Below are 21,316 nucleotides of genomic sequence, written 5' to 3' on the forward strand. Positions count from 1 at the left end.
GAAGCGAGAACTGCTTCACCAACCGGGGAACTCGAACCGGTTGCCTCTATGCAGAAGGACCGGTGAACTGGAAGAGATTATGACAGGAAAAACGCGCCGGCCAACGCATTGCGCGCTGGCCGGTTCAAATGTCGCTCAGGCGAGCTGCTGGTCGATGAAGGCCGTGAGCTGAGCCTTGCTCATTGCGCCGACCTTGGTGGCGGCCAGCTGGCCGTCCTTGAACAGCATCAGGGTGGGGATGCCGCGGATGCCGAACTTGGCGGGAATGTCGCGGTTCTCGTCCACGTTGAGCTTGGCGATCTTCAGCTTGCCTTCGTAGGCGGTCGACACCTCGTCCAGGATGGGGGCGATCATCTTGCAGGGGCCGCACCATTCGGCCCAGTAGTCGACCAGGACGGGCTGGCTGGACTTGAGCACGTCGGCCTCGAAGGAGGAATCGGAGATGTGTTTGATGAGTTCGCTGGCCATGTGTGAATCCTTGTGCGCAGAGAGTTTCGGTGCAGCTAAAGTGCTGGTCATTGTGACAGAAACCAAGGGGTGGCGTTCCGAATGGAGACGCTATGGCAGCGATAGCCAAAGCCCTTGCGCGAAGCGCTCCATACCCCTCGACAGAATGACATGAACGATGGCCACCCCGTGCAGGCCCTTTGGTGCGACCCCGCCGACGGCATCGTCGCGCGGATCGTCCGCGCGCTCGCGGAGCGCGAACTGCATGCCGCCCGCACCGTGGTGCTGGTACCCTATGCCCAGCTGATGGGCGTGGCGCGGGCCATGTGGGCGCGCTGCGGCAGCCCCGGCTTCGTGCCGCGATTCGAAACCACCCACAACTGGGCCCGCAGCGCGGGTGGCTTCGTGCCCATGGGCTACGACATCGCCCACGACATGGCGCGCGACCTCGTCACGGCCCAGGCGCTGCTGTCGCAGGCGGGCTTCCATGCGGAGCGCTTCGCCCTGGCCGGCCGGGTCGTCGAGCTTGCCTATCAGCTCGGCCCCCTGGCTGCCGCGGTAACGCCGGAAGAGCGGGGCGGTGAATGGGCTCTTCGCGCCGCCAGCGTGGCCGATGCCGGCAGCGAGTCGGAGTGGTTCCGCATCGAGAGCGCGCTGATCCGCATCGCCGTCGCATGGACCTCGACCTCGGGCTACGCCACCGACGTGCTGCAGCGCGAATCCACGCGGGCCCAGGTCGATGGGCTGATCGTGCTGGAGGGCTTCCAGGCCGATGCGCTCACGCAGTCGCTGTGCAAGCTCTGGGGCGACCGCGCGCTTCATCTTTCGCTCGTGCCTTCGGGGACACCCATTCAGACATGTGTCTCGCACGTCGCCCTGGACCCCGAGGACGAGGCCGAGCTTGCCGCCGCCTGCGTGCTGCGCCATCTCGCCGAAGACCGTGCTCCCGTCGCGCTGGTGGCGACCGATCGCGCGCTCACGCGCCGCATCAGCGCCCAGCTCGCCGCGCAGGGTGTCGTCACGCACGACGAAACGGGCTGGAAGCTCTCGACCACGCGCGCCGCCGCCACGCTGATGAGTGCGCTGCGCGCCTGCGCCCATGACGCTTCCAGCGACCAGGTGCTCGAATGGCTCAAGAGCGGCGCCGAGGGCGATTCGCCCATCGTCCATTCGCTCGAGGCCCGCCTGCGTCAGGAGGCGATGCGCGACTGGTCGACCTGGTGCAGCCTGATGGCCCGCAGCGAGAAGTCGAAGGACACCGCGCTGCTTGTGTTCACCGAGGCCGTCGAGGCCCGCCGTGCACCCATGGCCCGCGCGCGCCCCCTGGCCGAGTGGTTGCGCGCACTGCGCGAGTTGCTGGAGGCCAGCGGCCAGTGGGGCCTGCTCGAAGAAGACCTGGCCGGCGGCAAGGTGATCGGTGCGCTGTGGCTCGACGCCGGCGCGCATGGCGACGACGAAGACGAGTTCCCCGGCGGCCGCCACACGCTGGCCGAGTTCACCGCCTGGGTCCGCGACGTGCTCGAGGACGCCAGCTTCGTGCCCCCGGCAGGCGACCAGGCTCCCCGGGTCGTGGTGCTGCCGCTTTATCAGCTGCTGGGCCGGTCCTTCGGCGCCGTGGTCATCCCGGGCTGCGACGATCGCCGCCTGCCTGCATCGCCCGAACCACCCGGCAACTGGAGCGCTGCCCAGCGCCTCGAACTCGGACTGCCATCGCGCGAGGCGCTCGAAGCCGCCCAGCGCGCGGCCTGGGCCGCGGCGCTGCACAACCCCTCGTGCGAGCTGATCTGGCGCCATTCCGACGCCAGCGGCGAGCCCGTGCGGCCCAGCCCGCTGGTGCAGGCGCTGCAGCTCGACCACGCGCTGCAGCCCTCGGCCGACCCGCGCGCGCCGCGCGAGGTGGCCCTCAGACCGACCGGATACCCGACGCCCTCCGGCGCACTCCTGCCGCTGCAGAACATCTCCACCAGCGTGTACGAGGACCTGCGCCGCTGTCCCTATCGCTTCTTCGCATTGCGCCAGCTGGGCCTGCGCAGTGCCGACGAGCTCGATGCCGAGGTCGACAAGCGCGACTTCGGCAACTGGCTGCATGCCGTGCTCGGCCACTTCCACGAGGCGCTGGCCGAGGCGCCGACGCAGGATGCGCAGGAGCGCATCGCCCTCATCGAGGAGGCTGCCCGCCGCTCGACGCAGGAACTCGGGCTTTCCGACGCGGAGTTCCTGCCTTTCGCCGCAGCATGGCCCGCCGTGCGCGACGGCTACCTGAACTGGCTCACGGGGCACGAGGCGAGCGGCGCGGTATTCGCCGAGTCCGAGCCCTGGAAGGAGCAGCCGCTGGGCGACCTGCGCCTGATCGGCCGGCTGGACCGCATCGACCGCATGCCGGACGGCCAGGCCTTCGTGATCGACTACAAGACCGAGTCCGCCACGGTCAGCAAGGAGCGCGTGAAGGACCCCACCGAAGACACCCAGCTGGCCTTCTACGCCGCGCTGGTGGCCGACGACACCCTGCGCGCGGCCTACGTGAACGTGGGCGAGAAGGCCGCCGGCACGCAGACCGTCGAGCAGCCGGCCGTGGTCGAGGCGCGCGATGCGCTGGTGGCCGGCATCATCGAGGACTTCAGGCGCATCGGTCAGGGCGTGTCGCTGCCGCCGCTGGGCGAAGGCGCGGTCTGCGAGTACTGCGCCGCACGCGGCCTGTGCCGCAAGGACTTCTGGGACGAGGCGGCGCCGCCGCCGGGCGTCGAAGCTGCCGGAGGCGACACGCAATGAACGGCGCAGCCTACGAACACAACGGCCGCCACGTCACGCGCGAGGCCTTCTACACCGTCGCCTGCGATCCGCGCCGCTCGGTGGCAGTGGAAGCCTGCGCCGGCGCGGGCAAGACCTGGATGCTGGTCTCGCGCATCCTGCGTGCGCTGCTCGAGGAAGGCGAGGCTGCCTGCGAGCCGCACGAGATCCTGGCCATCACCTTCACGAAGAAGGCCGCGGGCGAGATGCGCGAGCGCCTCGACCAGTGGCTGGAGGACTTCGCCGAACGCCCGCAGGAAGACCTGGTCGCCCAGTTGGTGATGCGCGGCATGGAGCCGGCGGCGGCATCGGCCGCGGTGCCGCGTCTCAAGGGCCTCTACCGGCGCCTGCTCGAAGGCGGGCGGCCGGTGCAGTTCCGCACCTTCCACGCCTGGTTCGCGGGCCTGCTGCGCAATGCGCCGCTCGCCGTGCTGCGCGAGCTGGGCCTGCCCTCGAACTACGAACTGCTCGAGGACGACGCGGAGGCGCGCAGCCGCACGTGGCGGCCTTTCTTCGAGGCCGTGACCGCCGACAGGGAGGCGCTGGCCGACTACTACGCCGTCGTCGCCACGCACGGCCGCTCGCAGACGGCCAAGGCGCTGGGCGAGGCGCTGTCCAAGCGCGTGGAGTTCTCGCTGTCCGATGCGGAGCACGCGGTGCAGCATTTCAGCGCGATGTACCCGGCGCTCGAAGGACTGGCCGAGCCGACCGAGGCGCTGCGCGGCGAACAGGTCCGTCGACGCTGGCTCGACCGCGCCTCCGCCCTGGGCCGCGAGAGCAACAAGACGCCGCAGAAGGCCGCCGAGGCCATCATCGACGTGTTCGGCACGGGCGAGCCGGCCGGCGATGCGCTGGTCGCCGCGCTCGCCCATCTGCGCAAGAACTTCTTCGTGGCGACGGAGGACCGCCTCAACAAGAACCTGCAGAAGTTCTCCGCTGCGCAGGAGGCCGAGGCCGAACTTCAAGTGCTGTGCGCCGCGCAGTCGCAGCACGCCGCCTGGCTTTACCAGCAGCGCATGACGCGCCTCACGCGCCTGCTGATCGCCGCCTTCGCCGACGTGAAGCGCGCGCAGGGCTGGGTCGACATGAACGACGTCGAACAGGCGGCGCAGCTGCTGCTGGGCCAGTCGGCGCTCTCGGGCTGGGTGCAGGAGCGGCTCGACGCGCGCATCGCGCACCTCTTGATCGACGAGTTCCAGGACACCAATCCGCTGCAGTGGCAGGCGCTCTACGGCTGGCTCAGCGCCTACACCGGTGCGCAGGGCCGTGCGCCGCGCGTGTTCATCGTGGGCGACCCGAAGCAGAGCATCTACCGCTTCCGCCGCGCCGAGCCTCAGGTGTTCATCGCCGCGAAGAGGTTCGTGCGCGAAGGGCTCGACGGCGAGCTGCTGAACTGCGACCACACGCACCGCAACGCGCAGTCGGTGGTCGGGCTGGTCAACGCGGCGATGCTGGCGGCGCAGGAAGCCGGCGAGTTCGACGGCTACCGCGCCCACACCACCGAGCGCCGCGACGACGGCGAGCTGCTGCACCTGCCGGCCATCGACCGCGACGCGGTCGGCGGCGATACGGCCGAAGCAGCGCCCGCCGACGACGGCATGCTGCACTGGCGCGACAGCCTCGTCACTCCGCGCGTGCTGCCCGAGGAGCAGCTGCTGCAGAAGGAGTGCGAGCAGGCCGCGCGATGGGTCGCGCAGCGCATCGCCGACGGCACGCAGCCCAGCCGCATCATGGTGCTGGCGCGCCGGCGAAGCCGGCTGTCGGCCATGCAGGAGGCGCTGCGCCAGCGCCACATTCCGGTGCAGCAGCCGGAGAAGAACGACTTGTACGACGCCCCCGAGGTGCAGGACGTGGTCGCGCTGATCGACGCACTGGTGTCGCCCGCGCACGATCTGTCTTTGGCGAGGGCGCTGAAGTCGCCGGTGTTCGGCATTGGCGACGAGGCCCTGGTGCAGCTTGCGCTGCGTCAGCGCGAGCGCGGCCCGGTGAGCTGGTTCTCGCTGATCCAGAAGGACGCGAGCCTGCCGCCCGTGCTCGTCGAGGCGGGCGTGAGGCTCAAGCGTTGGCAGCGCTGGCTGATGACGCTGCCTCCCCACGACGCGCTCGACGCGATCTTCCACGACGGCGACCTGCTCGCGAAGTTCGGCGCTGCCGTGCCCGCCGCCATGCGGCAGGGCGCGCTGGCCAACCTGCGCGGCGTGCTGTCGGCCTCGCTGGACATCGACGGCGCGCGCTTCGTCACGCCCTATGCGCTGGTGCGCGCGCTGCGCGCCGGCGGCGTGCGGGCCCCGACCGTGACCGCACCCGAGGCGGTGCAACTGCTGACCGTGCACGGCGCCAAGGGGCTGGAGGCCGACACCGTGCTCATGCTCGACTGCGATGCCCCGCCGCCGCGCGCCCAGACCATGGGCGTGCTGGTCGAGTGGAAGGGCAGCGACAGCGCGCCGACGCGCTTCATCTTTCTGGCGAGCGAGAAGACGCCGCCGGCCTGCGCCGCTTCGCTGCTCGAGGAAGAACAGCGCGCGCGCCATCGCGAGGAGCTCAATGGCCTCTACGTCGCCGTCACGCGGGCACGCGAGCGGCTGGTGCTCTCGTCGGTGAAGCCTGCGCGCGCCAACGAAGGCAGCTGGTGGTCGCGCCTGCAGCCGCTGTGCGAGCCGACCGAGGCCGACGAGCCGCTGGTCGCGCTGCCGACCGAAGCCGTCGCGGCGAGCTTTTCGATGAAGCGCATGCCCGAGGCGCCCGAGCCCGCGGAAGAGCCGCCCGCGAAGAAGGCCTCGGGTGCCACGACCACCACCGTCGACGCCCGCGCCGCCGCCTTCGGGCAGGCCATGCACCGCCTGCTCGAATGGGCGGTACCGGGCGAGCCGCTGCCGGCGGCGCACGTTCGTGCCGCCGCCCGCGAATTCCTGCTCGATGCACAGCAGGCGCGTGGTGCCGCCGCACTGGCCCAGCGCATCCGCGCGGGCGAGGGGGCCTGGGTGTGGGACGATCGCAGGGTCGACTGGCATGGCAATGAAGTCACGCTGGTGCACGAGGGCGAGACCCTGCGCATCGACCGGCTGGTGCGCGAGCGCGACAGCGGCGTCTGGTGGGTGCTCGACTACAAATCCGCGGCGCGCCCCGAACGGGACGCCGCGCTGATCGCACAGATGCAGCGCTATCGCGCGGCAGTGCAACATGCCTATCCCGGTGCCAGCGTGCGTGTCGCGTTTCTCACCGGGCAGGGCGAACTGGTGAATCTCGAATGAATCTTTCCCCGACCGTCGCCGTCATCGGCGGCGGACCCGCCGGCCTGATGGCGGCTGAAGTATTGAGCGCCTCGGGCGCGCAGGTGCACGTCTACGACGCGATGCCCTCGGTGGGCCGCAAGTTCCTGCTCGCCGGTCGCGGCGGGCTGAATCTCACGCACTCCGAGCCCCTCGATGCGTTCATGAGCCGCTTCGGCGGGCGCCGTGCGCAGCTGGAGCCGATGCTCGCGCAGTTCGGGCCGCAGCAGGTGCGCGAATGGGCGGCCGGCCTTGGCATCGAGACCTTCGTGGGCACCTCGGGGCGCGTGTTTCCGACCGACATGAAAGCCGCGCCGCTGCTGCGCGCCTGGCTGCATCGGCTGCGCGCGGCGGGCGTGCAGTTCCACATGCGGCACCGCTGGGTGGGCGACGAGGCTTTCGATCCGGCTTCGCTGCGATTCGTGACACCCTCAGGCGAGGTGACGGCCAGCGCCGATGCCGTCGTGCTGGCACTCGGCGGAGCGAGCTGGGCACGGCTGGGTTCCGATGGCGCGTGGGCACCATGGCTTCAGGCGAAGGGCGTGGATGTCGCGCCGCTGCAGCCCGCCAACTGCGGCTTCGATGGGGCAGGCTGGAGCGAGCATTTCTCCAGCCGCTTCGCCGGCCAGCCCTTCAAGTCGGTCGCGATCTCGTTCACCGACAGCCATGGACGCCACTTCGCGCGCAAGGGCGAGTTCGTCGCGACCGCGACCGGCATCGAGGGCAGCCTGATCTACGCGGCGTCGGCCCTGCTTCGCGACGAGATCGCCGAAAAGGGAAGCGCGACGCTGCTGCTCGACCTTCTGCCCGATCGCAGCGCCGAGCAGGTGCTGGCGGCCGTGAAGCATCCGCGCGGCGCGCGTTCGCTCAGCAGCCATCTCAAGAGCAGGCTGGGCCTGGAAGGCATCAAGGCCGGCGTGCTGTACGAGGCGCTGAGCCGCGAGGCGATGCACGACTCGCAGCAGCTTGCTTCAACCATCAAGGCAGTGCCGCTGAAGCTCGTCGCAGCTCGGCCGATCGACGAGGCCATCAGCACCGCGGGCGGCGTGCGCTTCGATGCGCTGGATGCGCAGCTCATGTCGAAGGCGCTGCCAGGCGTGTTCGTGGCGGGAGAGATGCTCGACTGGGAAGCGCCGACCGGCGGCTACCTGCTGACCGCTTCGATGGCCAGCGGCGCTGCGGCTGCGCGAGGCGCCATCCAGCGGCTGAGCCTTTGAAGGCCTCGCGCCGGATTCGTTGCTGGAAATTTGTTTTGCGGGCCCCGTTTCATTTCGCATGGAATGAAACGAAACCGCTGAAGAAGTTGACGAGCCTTACCCCTGGCACTGACTACGCAGTTAGGGCTGCTTGGTTCCCCACCTGACCCGGTTGGCCACTTCACCATGCAGGGAGGCCCGTCAGCGCGTATTGTAACCCCCCCGGGCCGGGCGCACTTCGTGTCGCTTCGGCAATTCCCCTGCCGGGGCGACACCGGAGGACCGGCGCAGCCCGGATCCTCGATGTCCTGCGAAAAGGCCCTGCCGAGCTATCGGGAGGGGTCTCTCGTGCCTTTTAGAATGCCCGCAATGTCTTATCTCGTGCTCGCCCGCAAGTTCCGTCCGAAAACCTTCGGTGAGATGGTCGGCCAGGGGCATGTGGTTCAGGCGCTAGAAAACGCGCTGACGACTCAGCGCCTGCATCACGCCTATCTCTTCACCGGCACCCGGGGTGTCGGCAAGACCACGGTTTCGCGGATCCTGGCGAAGTCGCTCAACTGCCAGGGGCCGGACGGGCAGGGCGGCATCACGGCCACGCCGTGCGGCGTCTGCCAGGCCTGCCGCGACATCGATGCGGGCCGCTTCGTGGACTACACCGAACTCGACGCGGCCTCCAACCGCGGCGTGGACGAGGTTCAGTCGCTGCTCGAACAGGCGGTCTACAAGCCGGTGCAGGGGCGCTTCAAGGTCTTCATGATCGACGAAGTGCACATGCTCACGAACACCGCGTTCAACGCGATGCTCAAGACGCTCGAGGAGCCCCCCGAGTACCTGAAGTTCGTGCTGGCCACGACCGACCCGCAGAAGGTGCCGGTGACGGTGCTGTCGCGCTGCCTGCAGTTCAACCTGCGGCCGATGGCGCCGGAGACGGTGCTCGAGCACCTCACAGCGGTCCTGCAGACCGAGAACGTTCCGGCCGAACCGCAGGCGCTGCGCCTGCTGGCGCGTGCGGCGCGCGGTTCGATGCGCGATGCGCTCTCGCTCACCGACCAGGCGATCGCTTTCGGCAACGGCGAACTCGTCGAAGCCGGCGTGCGCCAGATGCTCGGCAGCGTTGATCGGGGCCACGTGTTCCGGCTGATCGAGGCGCTTGCGCAGGGCGACGGCAAGACGGTGGTCGAGACTTCCGAGGCACTGCGCGTCGACGGCATGTCCGCTGCCTCCACGCTGGAGGAAATGACGGCCGTGCTGCAGGCCATGGCGGTACTGCAGGCCGTGCCGTCCCGCGCGGAAGCGGCGGCAGATGCCGCCACCGACCCCGACGCGGCCGACACCGCGCGCCTCGCGGCGCTGATGCCGGCCGACGAGACCCAGCTGCTCTACAGCCTGTGCCTGCACGGCCGTGGGGAGTTGGGCCTGGCCCCGGACGAGTACGCCGCGCTGACCATGGTGCTGCTGCGGCTGTTGGCATTCAAGCCTTCCAGTGCGGCCGCTTCGACGGCCACCCCGGAAAAAAAAACTCTGAATGAAGCCGCGGCCGCGGCGCCGCAGGCTCCCGCGGCGCGCGTTTCGCCACCGGCTCCGGCGCCCGTCGCTTCTGCACCCGTTGCTGCCAGGCCTTCGGCGGAGCCCGCCGTCACGCCGGCCCCGGCGCAGTCGGCACCGCTTCCCGCAGGCCATCGCCTCGCGGTGGTGGACGAACCCAGGCAGGCCGATCCTCGTGCCGACAGCCATGGCGATGCGCCTGCCAAGGTCGTCGGCGTGCCGATCCGCGTGCAGCCGCCGCCTAGCGCCCGTGACACTCCGCGCCCCGACGAGCCGCGCGGCACCTTCACCCCCATTCCGACCAGTGAGGACGGCGATTTCTGGTACGCCACGGTCACGCAGCTGGTCGCGGCGGAGGCCATCACCGCGCTGGCGCGCGAGCTCGCGCTGCAGTCGCAGCTGGTGGGCCGCGACACCGACCAGTGGCTGCTGCGCATCGAGCGCGAGACGCTCAACCAGCCGTCCGCCCGCGAGAAGCTCACCACGGCGCTCAACGCTGCTGGCCACAGCGTCAAGCTCGCCATCGAGGTCGGCAGCGTGGTCGACAGCCCCGCGCGCCGCAACAGGCAGGCGGCCGACGAGCGCCAGCGACTGGCCGAGGAAGCAATCATGAGCGACCCCGAGGTGCAGGCGCTGATGCGCGATTTCGACGCGAAGATCGTCCCCGGCACGCTCAAGCCGGCCTGAGTTCGCGTCTCCCGTATCCTTCACCCACTTTCCAACCGACAGATCAGGACCAACGATGTTCAACAAAGGACAACTGGCCGGCCTCATGAAGCAGGCTCAGGCAATGCAGGAAAACCTCAAGAAGGCCCAGGAAGAACTGGCCACCATCGAGGTCGAAGGCGAATCCGGCGCCGGCCTCGTCAAGGTCGTCATGACCTGCAAGCACGACGTCAAGCGCATCACCATCGACCCCAGCCTGCTGGCGGACGACAAGGACATGCTCGAGGATCTCGTGGCCGCTGCCTTCAACGCCGCCGTGCGCAAGGCCGAGGAAACCAGCGAGCAGAAGATGGGCAAGCTCACGGCCGGCATGCCGGGTCTTCCCCCTGGCATGAAGCTGCCGTTCTGAACAGGCTGCAGGCATAGATGGCAGACGCCAGTTCGCTCGACGCCCTGGTCGATGCGCTGCGCCGCCTGCCCGGCGTCGGCGTCAAGTCGGCCTCGCGCATGGCGTTCCATCTGCTCCAGCACGACCGCGAGGGTGCGCAGCTTCTCGCGCGCGCCTTGCAGCAGGCGGCTGGGCAGGTGCGGCATTGCGAGCGCTGCAACACCTTCACCGAGGCGCCGATCTGCAGTGTCTGCCTCGACACGCGGCGCGACCCGACCAAGCTCTGCGTCGTCGAGACGCCGGCCGACCAGGCGGCGCTCGAGCGCACCGGCGCCTTCCGCGGCTATTACTTCGTGTTGATGGGCAAGCTCAGTCCGCTCGACGGCGTGGGCCCGAATGACATCGGGCTGCAGAAGCTCTTCGACCGCGCGCGCGACGGCACGGTGAGCGAGGTCATCCTCGCGACCAACTTCACCGCCGAAGGCGAGGCCACGGCGCATGTGATCGGCGAGGGGCTGAAGCAGCGCGGCCTCAGGGTGACGCGCCTCGCGCGCGGCGTGCCGGCCGGCAGCGAGCTCGAGTACGTCGATCTCGGCACCATCGCGCATGCGCTGGTGGATCGCAGGTAGAAGATCGGCAGATGACCCTCTCGCTGCTCACCGTCGCCTACTGGTGCGTGCTCGTCGCCTGCGTGCTGCCCTACGTCGCGGCATGGATCGCCAAGGCGGGCAGCTTCGGTCCGCGCGACAACACGCATCCGCGTGAATGGGCCGCGAAGCAGAGTGGCTGGCGTGCACGCGCCAACAGTGCGCAGGCCAACAGCTTCGAGGGCCTGCCGTTCTTCATCGGCGCGGTGGTCATCGCGCACCAGCTCGGCGCCGCGCAGGCGCGCCTCGACATGCTCGCGGTGGCCTACGTGGTGCTTCGCGTGATCTACATCGCGCTCTACATCAGGGGCGTCGGCAGCGCGCGCAGCGCCGTCTGGGCACTCGCGTTCCTGGTCAATATCGCGATACTTTTTCTGGCTCGCTGAAGCCTTGCCGAAGGCTTCTCTGCGAGGCCTTCATGCTTACGTGGAAACCCGCACGGGATCACCCCGATGCAGTTGCCAGTTGCGGCCCCTAAGCTCGATTCAGTTCCTTACGAATCACAGAGCCCACAAGCAACAGTCCAGGCAACAGTTCCGGGCAAGTTCCAGGCAAGTCTTCATGCTTCATCGCCGCACTCTCATCACTGCTTCCGCCATCGCTGCCGCGACCATCGCGCTGCCGCGTGTCTTCGCGCAGCAGGCCAAGCTTGAGAAGACCAAGGTCTCCATCGCGGTGGGCGGCAAGGCGGCGTTCTACTACCTGCCGCTCACCATCTCCGAACAGCTCGGCTACTTCAAGGCCGAAGGGCTCGACGTGGAGATCTCCGATTTCGCCGGCGGCGCGCGCGCGCTGCAGGCGGTGGTGGGCGGCTCGGCCGACGTGTGCTCGGGCGCCTACGAGCACACCATCAACCTGCAGGCCAAGAACCAGTTCTTCCAGGCTTTCGTGCTTCAGGGGCGCGCACCGCAGATCGCGGTGGGCGTGTCGACGAAGAACATGGCCGGCTACACCGGCATCCAGGATCTCAAGGGGAAGAAGATCGGCGTCTCGGCTCCGGGCTCGTCGACCAACATGGTGGCCAACCTCGTGCTGTCGCGCGGCGGGCTCAAGGCCAGCGACGTGAGCTACATCGGCGTGGGCGTGGCCGCGGGCGCGCTCACCGCGCTGCGATCGGGCCAGATCGACGCCATCAGCAACACCGACCCGGTGATGACGATGCTGGAGCAGAAGGGCGACGTGAAGATCATCAGCGACACGCGCACGCTCAAGGGCACGCAGCAGGTGTTCGGTGGCACGATGCCGGCGGCCTGCCTCTATGCGTCGTCAGACTTCGTCCAGAAGAATCCCAACACCTGCCAGGCGCTGGCGAACGCCATCGTGCACGGCCTCAAGTGGCTGCAGACGGCCGGACCGGGCGACATCATCAAGACGGTGCCCGAGACCTACCTGCTGGGCGACCGCGCGCTGTACCTCGCCTCGTTCGACAAGGTGCGCGAGTCGATAGCCACCGACGGCCTCGTGCCCGCCGACGGCCCCAAGACCGCGCTGAGCGCCATCGCGAGCTTCGACACCACGGTGAAGGCCGACAAGATCGACCTCGCCAGGACCTACACCAACGATTTTGCAAGGCGCGCCAAGGACAGGTTCAAAGCCTGACTACGCATGTCCCGCGACCCGGCTCAGGCCGGGTTTTTTCTGCCATGTCCGAACACGCACTCGAACTCCTTTCCATCAGCTGCACCTTTCTCTCGAAGGACGACCCCGGCCAGCGCTACACGGCTGTGGCCGACACCACGCTGCGGGTGAAGGCGGGCGAGTTCGTCTCGGTGGTCGGACCCACCGGCTGCGGCAAGTCGACGCTGCTGAACGTGGGCGCGGGCCTGCTGCAGCCTTCCTCGGGAACGGTGAAAGTCTTCGGCCAGACGCTCTCGGGCGTCAACTCGCGCGCGGGCTACATGTTCCAGTCGGAGGCGCTGATGCCCTGGCGCAGCGCCATCGACAACGTGATGGTCGGCCTTCAGTACCGCGGCGTGCCCGAGGCGCAGGCGCGCGACCAGGCCGAGGCGTGGCTCTCGCGCGTGGGGCTCTCGGGCTTCGGCGACCGTTACCCGCACCAGCTCTCCGGCGGCATGCGCAAGCGCGTGGCGCTGGCACAGACGCTGGTACTCGACCCCGACATCATCCTCATGGACGAACCCTTCAGCGCGCTCGACATCCAGACGCGGCAGCTCATGGAGAACGAGGTGCTAGAGCTCTGGAGCGCGAAGAAAAAGGCGGTGCTCTTCATCACGCACGACCTCGACGAGGCCATTGCGATGAGCGACCGCGTGGTGGTGCTGTCGGCCGGGCCGGCCACGCACCCCATCGGCGAGTTTGCCATCGACCTGCCGCGCCCGCGCGACGTGGCCGAGGTGCGCACGCAGCCGCGCTTCGTCGAGCTGCACACCCAGATCTGGGAGGTGCTGCGCGACGAGGTGCTCAAGGGCTACGCGCAGCAACTCAGGAAGGCCGCGTGATGGCACGGCCGGGCTTGAACGAGCGCAACGCGCGCTTCTGGCAGCTGGCGCTGCTGGCGCTGATCCTCGTGGCGTGGCATGTGGCCTCGCGCAACCAGCAGATCGCCTTCTTCCTCGGCGAGCCCATCCAGGTGGCGGGGCGCATCTGGAGCTGGTTCCTGCCCTTCGAGGTGCCGGCCAACGCGCTCTTTCCGGAAGGCCTGAAGGGCAACGCCGACATCTACCAGCACCTTGGCACCACGCTGCTCGAGACGGTGCTGGCCTTCGGCATCGGCACGGTGCTCGGGCTGGCCTGCGGACTGTGGCTGGCGCTCGCGCCCACGGCGAGCCTGATCCTCGATCCGTACATCAAGGCGGCCAACTCGATGCCGCGCGTGATCCTCGCGCCCATCTTCGCGCTGTGGTTCGGCCTCGGCATCTGGAGCAAGGTGGCGCTGGCGGTCACGCTGGTGTTCTTCATCGTGTTCTTCAACGTCTACCAGGGCGTGCGCGAGGTGAGTCCGGTGGTGCTGGCCAACGCGAAGATGCTGGGCGCCAACCAGCGGCAGCTGCTGCGCACCGTATACCTGCCGAGCGCGACCAGCTGGGTGTTCTCCAGCCTGCACACCTCGGTGGGGCTGGCCTTCGTGGGCGCGGTGGTGGGCGAGTACCTGGGCTCGGCGCGGGGCGTGGGCTACCTGATCCTGCAGGCCGAGGGCACCTTCGACGTCAACACCGTGTTCGCCGGCATCGTGGTGCTCACGGCCTTCGCACTGGCGCTGGACGGGATCGTCGGGGTCATCGAAAGACGGCTGATGAAGTGGCAGCCGAAGACCGGCGAGACCGAGAAGCTCTAGGAGGGCACCAGTTCGCCTCCGTGCGATGATCGCGCGCGGCGCCGCAGGGCGTCGCAACGATTCATGGGAGTGAACGAACAATGAGCCACGACGACAACCACAAGCGGGCCACGACCCTGCGCTCGCGCAGCGAGGCGGCAAGGGTCTCCAACGAAGAGCTGTTCTTCGACCTGGTCTACGCGTTCTCCGTCACGCAGCTTTCCCACTACCTGCTGGACCATCTCACGCTCCTGGGGGCGCTGCAGACGCTGGTCATGTGGTTCGCGGTGTGGCTGGGCTGGCAGTACACCGCCTGGACGACCAACTGGTTCAACCCCGGCACGCTGCGCATCCGCGGGGTGCTGTTCGCGATCATGCTGCTGGCGATGGTGATGGCCTCGGCGCTGCCCGGCGCCTTCGCCGAGCGCGGGCTGGTGTTCGCGCTGTGCTTCGTCGGCATCCAGGCGGGGCGCACCTTCTGCATGCTGATAGCCATCGGTCCGAACGATCCGCTCACGCCCAATTTCCGCCGCCTGCTGGCGTGGAACTGCGTGGCCGGCGTGTTCTGGATCGCCGGCGGCCTGGCCGAAGGGCAGGCGCGCCTCGCGCTGTGGTTCGGCGGCGTGCTGTGCGAATACATCGCGCCGATGATCGGCCTGCGCTTCCCGGGCCTGGGCCGCTCGCTGACCAGCGACTGGACCATCGACGGCGGCCACCTGGCCGAGCGCTGCCAGCTCTTCGTGATCGTCGCGCTCGGGGAGTCGGTGCTGGCCACCGGCATCGCCTTCGGGCACCACGTCGAATGGCACGGCGTCGACCTGTTCGCGCTGCTCGTGGGCTTCGCGGGCAGCCTGGCGATGTGGTGGATGTACTTCGACACCAGCGCCAGGGAAGCCACGCACGTCATCGAGCATGCGAAGGACCCGGGCGCCATCGGCGCGAAGTTCCACTACACGCACGTGATCCTGGTGGCCGGCATCATCGTCTGCGCCGTGGCCGACGAGCTGACGATCGGCGAGGGCTCGCACCATGCGGAGCTCAAGTACCTGGGCGCGCTCATCGGCGGCCCCGCGATCTATCTCTTCGGCAACGCGCTCTTCAAGCGCGTGGTGCGCGGCTTTCTGCCTCAGTCGCATCTCTTCGGACTGGGCTTCCTGGCGCTGCTCGCGGTGTTCGCCTCGCACATGACGGTGCTGGTGGTGGGTACGCTCACCACCGTCATCATGATCGGCGTTGCCGCGATGGAGGCCGTGGTGCGCAGAAGGGCGCAGCAGGCGCCGAAGGCTCACTGAGCCTTCGGTTCGCGGCTTTCAGCGCTTCTTCTTGGACGGCGTGCCGCCGCGCTTCTCGCGCACGACCTGCTGCTTGCTGCTGGCAGGCACCTTCACGACGCTGCCGGCGCCGCGCGGAGCGGCAGCCTTCGAAGGCGCGCCGCCACGGCGATTGGGAACCGGCGCCGCGGCATGCGAAACGGCCCGGATGCCGGTGCCCGCGCGGGCAGCCGGGGTTGCGCGCACCGGCAGGTAGACCACCACGCTGTAGCCGCGCTTGAAAGCGTGGTTCGGCTTCACGTCGTTCCACTCGGCCACGGCCGAAGGCTTGAGGTTGTAGCGGCGCGCGATGCTCGCGACGTTGTCGGCGCGGCCGGCCTTCACGGTCGTGCGGCGCGTGACGATCTCGGGCTGGAAGCTCAGGTGGCCGCTGTCGGCCACCACGGCCGCCACGTCTTCCTTCACGCGGGAGCCGCGCGGCACGATCAACGTCGAGCCGGCCTTGATGAGCATGCGCGGCGGGATGTTGTTGATGGAGCGCAGGTCGTTCTCGCTCATGCCCGAGCGCTGGGCGGCGTCGGCCACCGTCATGGTGTTGGGCACGACCCACGCGGTCCAGCTCGCGTACTGTCCCTGCGAATAGGCGTCGAAGTTGCGCTGGAACACGGCCGCGTTGTCCCAGGGCAGCAGGATCTGCGGCGTGCCGGCGGCGATCAGCACCGGCTTGTGCGCGGCGGGGTTCAGCGCGCGGAAGTCCTCGATGCGCACGTCGGCCAGCTTGGCGGCGAGCTCCACGTCGAGGTCGCGCGTGAGCGTGACGGTCTGGAAGTAGGGATGGTTGGGGATCAGCGGCAGCTCGGCGTTGAATGCCTGCGGATTCGCCACGATGTTCTTCACCGCCTGCAGCTTGGGCACGTACATGCGCGTTTCGGCGGGCATGGTGAGGTCGCTGTAGGTGGTGGGCAGGCCCAGGCGCTGGTTCTTGGCGATGGCGCGGCTCACGCTGCCTTCGCCCCAGTTGTAGGCGGCCAGCGCGAGCTGCCAGTCGCCGAACATGCCGTAGAGCTTCTGCAGGTAGTCGAGTGCTGCGCGGGTGGAAGCCACCACGTCGCGGCGGTCGTCGCGGAAGATGTTCTGTTTCAGGTCGAAGTCGTTGCCGGTGGCCGGCATGAACTGCCACATGCCCGCCGCGCGGGCGCTGGAGATGGCCTGCGGGTTGAACGCGCTCTCGATGTACGGAAGCAGCGCCAGCTCGGTCGGCATGTTGCGCCGCTCGAGCTCCTCGACGATGTGGAAGATGTACTTGTTCGAGCGCTCGGTCATGCGCTGGATGTAGTCGGGCCTGCTCGCGTACCACTGCTCGCGGTCGCGCACGAGGTCGTTGTCGAGGTCCGGCATCTTGAAGCCGCGGCGGATGCGGTCCCACATGTCGGCCGGCGGCGCGAGCGTGACGACGCTCTGCGAATGGGCCTGGCCGCTTGCAAGGGGAGTGAGGGCGTCGCGCGGATAGACGGGGGTGGCGCTGCCGGCCACCTTGGAGCCGGTGCCGCCGGCCGATGACGACGAGGAGGGGGAGGAAGAGGAGGTGCTGGAGCTGTTGTTCGTGCCCGCGCAGCCCGCGAGCACCAGTGAACCTGCAAGGCAGGTGGCAGCGATCAGTTTCATCGGAAGTCGTTTTTCCATTGGCGCAGTGCGGCGAACACGTCGGCCTCGGCTGCATCGGCAGCCAGCTCGGCATGGGCACGCACAGCTCTAAGGACAGAGGCTTCGCGGCTGCGAAGGAAGGGGTTGACCTGGCGTTCGATCGCCAGTTGGGACGGCAGCGTGGGCTGCCCCTTGGCGCGCAGGTTCTCGCAGCGCGCGTTGTACTGAGTCAGCTCGGCGTTGGTCGGTTCCACGGCTTGAGCGAAACGCAGGTTAGAAAGTGTGTATTCGTGGGCGCAGCATACGCGGGTGTCGCCGGGCAATGCGGCGAGCGCGTCGAGCGAGGCCAGCATCTGCGCGGGCGTGCCTTCGAAGAGGCGTCCGCATCCGCCGGAGAAGAGCGTGTCGCCGCAGAAGAGCAGCGGCGCGTCTTCGCGCGAGGTTTGCGCGGCCGGAAGGAAGTAGGCGATGTGCCCGGCCGTATGGCCCGGCACGTCGATGACCTCGAAGCGCAATCCGAGCGCCTCGGCGATGTCGCCCTGCGCCAGCGGCGTGAAGGGCTCGGGGATGCGCTCGCGCGCGGGGCCCCATACCTGCGCGCCGGTGGCGGCATGCAGCGCGGCCACGCCGCCGGTGTGATCGGGGTGGTGGTGCGTGACTAGAATCGCGGCCAGCTGAAGCTTGTCGCGCGCCAGCGCGTCGAACACCGGCTGGGCATCGCCCGGATCCACCACGATGGCGTGGAGCCCGTCGTGCAGCATCCAGATGTAGTTGTCAGCGAAAGCGGGCAGCGGAACAAGGGTCATGAGCGGTCAAATTATAGGTTTGCAGGATTGGTTCGCGACCCCCCCGGGGCGCTACCTGCTGGCTTGGGAGCAGGCCCAGTTCGACCAGGCGGTGGCCGACATCTTCGGCTATCACGCGCTCCAGCTGGGGGCCGCCGAGGTCGATGGCCTGCGCACCAACCGCATGCCGCACCGCTGGCTGGCGCTGGACGACCCGGCCCGCGGCGGCAGGGCCACGCTGCTCACCGACTTCGCTGCCCTGCCTTTCGCGGCCAACAGCCTCGACCTGGTGGTGCTGCCTCATGCGCTCGAGCTGAGCCCCGACCCGCACGCCACGCTGCGCGAGGTCGAGCGGGTGCTGGTGCCCGAAGGGCGCGTGGTGATCTGCGGGCTCAATCCGACCAGCCTCTGGGGCATGCGGCAGCGCCGCGCGCACATCTATCGGCGGCTGGGCATCGGCGATCTCTACCTGCCCGAAGGCGGGGAGTTCATCGGCTACTGGCGCATGCGAGACTGGCTGCGCCTGCTGAGCTTCGAGGTGGAATCGGGCCGTTTCGGCATCTACCGGCCGGCGGTGCGCAGCGAGGCCTGGCTGGAGCGGATGCGCTGGATGGACACTGTCGGCGAGCGCTGGTGGCCCATCTTCGGCGCAGCCTATTTCCTGGTGGCGGTGAAGCGAGTGCGCGGCATGCGCCTGCTGAGCGCCGAGTGGCGCCGCGCCGGCGCCCGCGCGACGGCGCCCGTGCCCATCGCCGGCAAGGTGCATCGCGACGGAAACGGCAAGAATTGAAAGACATGAAGATCGATCGGAATCGAATGAAGAAGAAGGAAACGTCAGCTTGAACGAAGTCGTGATCTACACCGATGGCGCATGCAAGGGCAACCCCGGCCCGGGCGGCTGGGGCGCGTGGCTCAAGTCGGGCGCCAGCGAGAAGGACCTGTTCGGCGGCGAACTCAACACCACCAACAACCGCATGGAGCTCACCGCCGTCATCGAGGGCCTGTCCGCGCTCAAGCGGCCCTGCAAGGTGCTGCTTTACCTCGACAGCCAGTACGTGCGCAAGGGCATCACCGAATGGATCCGCGGCTGGAAGGCCAAGGGCTGGGTCACCGCGAGCAAGGAGCCCGTTAAGAACGCCGAACTCTGGAAGCGGCTCGACAAGCTCGTGACCGAAGGCGGCCACGAGATCGAATGGCGCTGGGTCAAGGGCCACTCCGGCGACCCGGGCAACGAACGCGCCGACATGCTGGCCAACAAGGGCGTGGAAAAGGCGCTGGGCCGAATCTGAGCAACCCCGAGGGGGCTTGTGCGGTGCAGGCACCTTTCAAGGGACACCCAGGAACCGGCTCGGCCGGTCCTCAGGTGTCGCCCCCGGCGAGGGGGCTGGCGAAGCGACACGAAGTGCGCGAAGCCTGGGAGGAGAGCTAAATACTTCCGTCGAACATCATCACGTCGACTTCCTCTCCCGCCGCGACGCTGCCCTGGTCATGGCGCAGCACCACCAGGCCGTTCGCTTCCACCATCGAGCTGAGCACGCCCGAGCCCTGGTTGGAAGCAACGCACACCTCGGGCAGCGCGCCGGGCACGGTCTTCACGAAACCGCGTTGATATTCGGTTCGGCCCGGCTTCTTGCGGATCGGACCCGTGCTGCGTGCGCGCAGCAGAGGCGGCGGTGCGGCCGCCGCCTCGTGGCAGCCCATCATGCGAAGCAGCGCGGGCCGGACGAAGGCCAGAAAAGTCACCATCACCGCCACCGGATTGCCCGGCAGGCCGAACAGCACGGCCGGCGGCTTCGATGCGCTTTCCTCCGCGGGAATCAGCCCCACCGCCAGCGGCCGGCCCGGGCGCATCGCGACGCGCCAGAAGGCCATGTCGCCCAGCTGCTGCATCACCGCGCGCGTGTGGTCCGCCGCACCCGCGCTCACACCGCCGCTGGTGACGATGGCGTCGGCCTCGCGCGCCGCGCGCCGCAGCGTGGCGGCGAGCGTCTCCGGATCGTCGCGTACCAGGCCGAGGTCGAGCACCTCGCAGCCCAGCCGCGTGAGCAGCCCGATCACCGTGTAGCGGTTGCTGTCGTACACGGCGCCTTCGCGCGGCGCGTCGCCCAGGCTCAGTATCTCGTCGCCGGTGGAGAAGCAGGCCACCCGCAGGCGCCGCAGCGCTGGCACGCCGGGCAGGCCCAGGCTCGCGACCATGCCGAGCGCGGCGGGCGAAAGGCGTTCGCCCTTGTGCAGCGCGGGCTGGCCCTTCATGAGGTCTTCTCCGGCGAAGCGGCGGTTGTCGCCGCGGCGCAGCACCCTGGCGGGGAAGCAGACGAGCTCGCCGTCGACCTTGCAGAACTCCTGCGGGATCACGGTGTCCAGGCCCGCCGGCATCATCGCGCCGGTCATGATGCGCACCGCATCGCCCGGCCCGAGCGCGCCGCGCCATGCCGAACCCGCCAGCGCCGTACCCACCACGCGCAGCGTGACGGAGGCGTCGCTGGGCGCGTCGACGGGCAGCACGGCGCCGTCGAAGGCATAGCCGTCCATGGCGGAGTTGTCGTGCGGCGGCACGCTGATGGGCGAGACGATGTCCTCGGCCAGCACGCGGCCGAGCGCTTCGGCCAGCGGGACGTTCTCGCGCCCGGTGACGACGGCCGTGGCCGTCAGCTGGGAAAGGAAGGCGTGGACGGCTTCGACGCTCAGGTCGGCGCCGTCTTGGCCCGTGAGGGCGGAAGCGAGTTCTGCGATGCGGCTCATCTCATCGGTTTTCGAGGGCGTGCAGTTCGGCCAGGGTGTTGGCGTTGAAGAACGCGTCGGGCGCGTCGCCGGGGCGGTCGAAGGGCACTTGCACGGCGCGGTGCTGCGCGATCCAGGCGTGGACCTTGCGCCCGCCGGCGGCGGTGTAGCGAAGGAGGCTGTCGCGCAGGGTGGCGCGCAGCAGGCAGAAGACGGGCTGGGGGCGCAGCACCGGCGGGCCGCCGTCCTCGGCGGGCTCGGGCGCAGTGGCCATGGCGATGTCTGCATCGTCGGCGACTGCCGCTTCGGCGAGGCGGGCGGCGAGGTCCAGCGGGAAGAGGGGCGTGTCGCAGGGCACGGTCAGCAGCCAGGGCGTTGCGCAGTGCTCAAGCCCGGTAAGGAAGCCCGCCAGCGGGCCAGCGTGGTCGGCGAGGCTGTCGGGCCAGACCGGCGCGCCCAGGGCTTCGTATTCGGCGAGGTTGCGGTTGGCATTGACCAGGAACGGGCCTACCTGCGGCGCCAGCCGCCGCATCGCGTGCAGCGCCAGCGGTTCTCCATTGAAAGGCTGCAGCCCCTTGTCGACGCCGCCCATGCGCGAGCCGCGGCCGCCGGCCAGCAGCAGTCCTGTGATGTCGGCGGACGCGATGCTGGCGTGCGCGGGCATGGCTGGCGCCTG

The 21,316-nt window shown here is 69.0% G+C and carries 18 protein-coding genes and 1 other RNA gene; 13 read left to right on the forward strand and 6 right to left on the reverse strand.

All coding sequences use genetic code 11. From position 1 onward, the window contains the following. Window positions 1–135: 135 nt before the first annotated feature. A complete protein-coding gene (gene trxA, locus FHY06_RS01435) occupies window positions 136–468 on the reverse strand; it encodes a thioredoxin TrxA (protein ID WP_019653039.1) in 333 nt (110 codons plus the stop codon). 150 nt (window positions 469–618) lie between these two features. Between trxA and FHY06_RS01440 the strand changes: the two genes are divergently transcribed. The 3 genes from FHY06_RS01440 to FHY06_RS01450 are packed head-to-tail and all read left to right on the forward strand — an operon-like array spanning window position 619 to window position 7,720. Continuing rightward, entirely contained in the window at window positions 619–3,216 is a 2,598-nt protein-coding gene (locus FHY06_RS01440) for a PD-(D/E)XK nuclease family protein (protein ID WP_184602981.1), read from the forward strand. Continuing rightward, window positions 3,213–6,485, forward strand: coding sequence for a UvrD-helicase domain-containing protein (locus tag FHY06_RS01445; RefSeq protein ID WP_184602983.1), 3,273 nt, complete (start codon window positions 3,213–3,215; stop codon window positions 6,483–6,485). Before FHY06_RS01440 ends, FHY06_RS01445 begins: the two co-directional genes overlap by 4 nt. Next, window positions 6,482–7,720 (forward strand): TIGR03862 family flavoprotein, encoded by a 1,239-nt coding sequence (locus FHY06_RS01450; RefSeq protein WP_184602985.1) that lies wholly within the window; start codon window positions 6,482–6,484, stop codon window positions 7,718–7,720. The genes FHY06_RS01445 and FHY06_RS01450 overlap by 4 nt, the downstream gene beginning before the upstream one ends. Window positions 7,721–7,805: 85 nt before the next feature. Here FHY06_RS01450 and ffs read toward each other — a convergent pair. Beyond that, window positions 7,806–7,902: signal recognition particle sRNA small type (gene ffs / locus FHY06_RS01455), an RNA gene on the reverse strand. Window positions 7,903–8,068: 166 nt separating this feature from the next. Here ffs and dnaX point away from each other — a divergent pair. From dnaX to FHY06_RS01495, 8 genes are all read left to right on the forward strand, one after another. Further along, complete coding sequence (gene dnaX, locus FHY06_RS01460) at window positions 8,069–9,931, forward strand: DNA polymerase III subunit gamma/tau (RefSeq protein ID WP_184602987.1); 1,863 nt, start codon at window positions 8,069–8,071, stop codon at window positions 9,929–9,931. Window positions 9,932–9,986: 55 nt separating this feature from the next. Further along, entirely contained in the window at window positions 9,987–10,319 is a 333-nt protein-coding gene (locus tag FHY06_RS01465) for a YbaB/EbfC family nucleoid-associated protein (protein WP_019653034.1), read from the forward strand. 17 nt (window positions 10,320–10,336) lie between these two features. Beyond that, window positions 10,337–10,927 carry a recombination mediator RecR gene (gene recR, locus FHY06_RS01470; protein WP_019653033.1) on the forward strand — a complete coding sequence of 197 codons (591 nt, stop codon included), beginning with the start codon at window positions 10,337–10,339 and terminating at the stop codon, window positions 10,925–10,927. Between the two features lie 11 nt (window positions 10,928–10,938). Further along, a complete protein-coding gene (locus FHY06_RS01475) occupies window positions 10,939–11,331 on the forward strand; it encodes an MAPEG family protein (RefSeq protein ID WP_019653032.1) in 393 nt (130 codons plus the stop codon). Between the two features lie 175 nt (window positions 11,332–11,506). Further along, window positions 11,507–12,544, forward strand: a complete 1,038-nt coding sequence (locus tag FHY06_RS01480) for an ABC transporter substrate-binding protein (RefSeq protein ID WP_145759170.1) — start codon at window positions 11,507–11,509, stop codon at window positions 12,542–12,544. 44 nt (window positions 12,545–12,588) lie between these two features. Next, complete coding sequence (locus FHY06_RS01485; protein ID WP_126184291.1) at window positions 12,589–13,404, forward strand: ABC transporter ATP-binding protein; 816 nt, start codon at window positions 12,589–12,591, stop codon at window positions 13,402–13,404. Then, on the forward strand, window positions 13,404–14,240 hold the full coding sequence (locus FHY06_RS01490) for an ABC transporter permease (RefSeq protein WP_019653029.1): 837 nt from the start codon (window positions 13,404–13,406) through the stop codon (window positions 14,238–14,240). Before FHY06_RS01485 ends, FHY06_RS01490 begins: the two co-directional genes overlap by 1 nt. Window positions 14,241–14,320: 80 nt before the next feature. Continuing rightward, a complete protein-coding gene (locus FHY06_RS01495; protein ID WP_132750809.1) occupies window positions 14,321–15,511 on the forward strand; it encodes a low temperature requirement protein A in 1,191 nt (396 codons plus the stop codon). Window positions 15,512–15,529: 18 nt separating this feature from the next. Here FHY06_RS01495 and FHY06_RS01500 read toward each other — a convergent pair whose 3' ends face one another. Continuing rightward, on the reverse strand, window positions 15,530–17,155 hold the full coding sequence (locus FHY06_RS01500; RefSeq protein ID WP_019653027.1) for a transglycosylase SLT domain-containing protein: 1,626 nt from the start codon (window positions 17,153–17,155) through the stop codon (window positions 15,530–15,532). Continuing rightward, window positions 17,152–17,940 (reverse strand): hydroxyacylglutathione hydrolase, encoded by a 789-nt coding sequence (gloB, locus tag FHY06_RS01505; RefSeq protein ID WP_184602989.1) that lies wholly within the window; start codon window positions 17,938–17,940, stop codon window positions 17,152–17,154. The genes FHY06_RS01500 and gloB overlap by 4 nt, the downstream gene beginning before the upstream one ends. Between gloB and FHY06_RS01510 the strand changes: the two genes are divergently transcribed. Together FHY06_RS01510 and rnhA are read left to right on the forward strand one after the other, a co-directional pair. Then, window positions 17,939–18,709, forward strand: coding sequence for a class I SAM-dependent methyltransferase (locus FHY06_RS01510; RefSeq protein WP_240650026.1), 771 nt, complete (start codon window positions 17,939–17,941; stop codon window positions 18,707–18,709). The genes gloB and FHY06_RS01510 overlap by 2 nt on opposite strands. 49 nt (window positions 18,710–18,758) lie before the next feature. Beyond that, a complete protein-coding gene (gene rnhA, locus FHY06_RS01515) occupies window positions 18,759–19,208 on the forward strand; it encodes a ribonuclease HI (RefSeq protein ID WP_019653024.1) in 450 nt (149 codons plus the stop codon). A gap of 136 nt (window positions 19,209–19,344) precedes the next feature. On the opposite strand, the gene moeA is transcribed toward rnhA, so the two are convergent. Further along, a complete protein-coding gene (gene moeA, locus FHY06_RS01520) occupies window positions 19,345–20,661 on the reverse strand; it encodes a molybdopterin molybdotransferase MoeA (protein WP_184602991.1) in 1,317 nt (438 codons plus the stop codon). A gap of 1 nt (window position 20,662) precedes the next feature. Further along, window positions 20,663–21,304 carry a molybdenum cofactor guanylyltransferase MobA gene (gene mobA / locus FHY06_RS01525; RefSeq protein WP_126184286.1) on the reverse strand — a complete coding sequence of 214 codons (642 nt, stop codon included), beginning with the start codon at window positions 21,302–21,304 and terminating at the stop codon, window positions 20,663–20,665. Between the last annotated feature and the right edge of the window lie 12 nt (window positions 21,305–21,316).

This window comes from Variovorax atrisoli, assembly GCF_014195185.1.
GTDB lineage: Bacteria > Pseudomonadota > Gammaproteobacteria > Burkholderiales > Burkholderiaceae_C > Variovorax > Variovorax atrisoli.

Bases quoted from the DNA above. Each gene is read 5' to 3' on its own strand.
- mobA (WP_126184286.1), bottom strand. From the start codon at position 21,304: ATGCCCGCGCACGCCAGCATCGCGTCCGCCGACATCACAGGACTGCTG.
- gloB (WP_184602989.1), bottom strand. From the start codon at position 17,940: ATGACCCTTGTTCCGCTGCCCGCTTTCGCTGACAACTACATCTGGATG.
- FHY06_RS01510 (WP_240650026.1), top strand. From the start codon at position 17,939: ATGAGCGGTCAAATTATAGGTTTGCAGGATTGGTTCGCGACCCCCCCG.
- FHY06_RS01485 (WP_126184291.1), top strand. From the start codon at position 12,589: ATGTCCGAACACGCACTCGAACTCCTTTCCATCAGCTGCACCTTTCTC.
- FHY06_RS01445 (WP_184602983.1), top strand. From the start codon at position 3,213: ATGAACGGCGCAGCCTACGAACACAACGGCCGCCACGTCACGCGCGAG.
- FHY06_RS01465 (WP_019653034.1), top strand. From the start codon at position 9,987: ATGTTCAACAAAGGACAACTGGCCGGCCTCATGAAGCAGGCTCAGGCA.
- trxA (WP_019653039.1), bottom strand. From the start codon at position 468: ATGGCCAGCGAACTCATCAAACACATCTCCGATTCCTCCTTCGAGGCC.
- FHY06_RS01475 (WP_019653032.1), top strand. From the start codon at position 10,939: ATGACCCTCTCGCTGCTCACCGTCGCCTACTGGTGCGTGCTCGTCGCC.
- FHY06_RS01480 (WP_145759170.1), top strand. From the start codon at position 11,507: ATGCTTCATCGCCGCACTCTCATCACTGCTTCCGCCATCGCTGCCGCG.
- FHY06_RS01450 (WP_184602985.1), top strand. From the start codon at position 6,482: ATGAATCTTTCCCCGACCGTCGCCGTCATCGGCGGCGGACCCGCCGGC.
- FHY06_RS01440 (WP_184602981.1), top strand. From the start codon at position 619: ATGAACGATGGCCACCCCGTGCAGGCCCTTTGGTGCGACCCCGCCGAC.
- moeA (WP_184602991.1), bottom strand. From the start codon at position 20,661: ATGAGCCGCATCGCAGAACTCGCTTCCGCCCTCACGGGCCAAGACGGC.
- FHY06_RS01490 (WP_019653029.1), top strand. From the start codon at position 13,404: ATGGCACGGCCGGGCTTGAACGAGCGCAACGCGCGCTTCTGGCAGCTG.
- FHY06_RS01500 (WP_019653027.1), bottom strand. From the start codon at position 17,155: ATGAAACTGATCGCTGCCACCTGCCTTGCAGGTTCACTGGTGCTCGCG.
- FHY06_RS01495 (WP_132750809.1), top strand. From the start codon at position 14,321: ATGAGCCACGACGACAACCACAAGCGGGCCACGACCCTGCGCTCGCGC.
- recR (WP_019653033.1), top strand. From the start codon at position 10,337: ATGGCAGACGCCAGTTCGCTCGACGCCCTGGTCGATGCGCTGCGCCGC.
- dnaX (WP_184602987.1), top strand. From the start codon at position 8,069: ATGTCTTATCTCGTGCTCGCCCGCAAGTTCCGTCCGAAAACCTTCGGT.